At 49.4% G+C, this 253-nt stretch carries 1 protein-coding gene; it reads left to right on the top strand.

Annotated features, from left to right (window positions below; all coding sequences use genetic code 11):
• A partial coding sequence (locus SB679_RS25385; protein ID WP_410705118.1) for a hypothetical protein occupies nucleotides 1-253 on the top strand: 253 nt, incomplete at both ends.

Below are 253 nucleotides of genomic sequence, written 5' to 3'. Positions count from 1 at the left end.
GCCAGTGTTTATTCAGCCCAAATTTGTAGAGAAACCTCAGCCGATATTACAGTGGCAGATGCAGACACAGCCTAGTACCAAGCAGATAACCTTGCAGGTGAGCAACAGTGGCAATGCTCATGCCCAGCTCGCCGCACTAGGCTTTGTAGACAAGCATAACAACCGTACTGTTCTTACCAGAGGTTTATTAGGTTACGTATTACCAGGTGCTACCATGACATGGGTGTTCGAGCTGCCACCCACCGTACTCACC

Source organism: Chryseobacterium sp. SIMBA_029, assembly GCF_046535275.1.
Taxonomy (GTDB): Bacteria; Bacteroidota; Bacteroidia; order Flavobacteriales; family Weeksellaceae; genus Chryseobacterium.
This window is presented reverse-complemented; position numbering and strand designations above follow the sequence as displayed.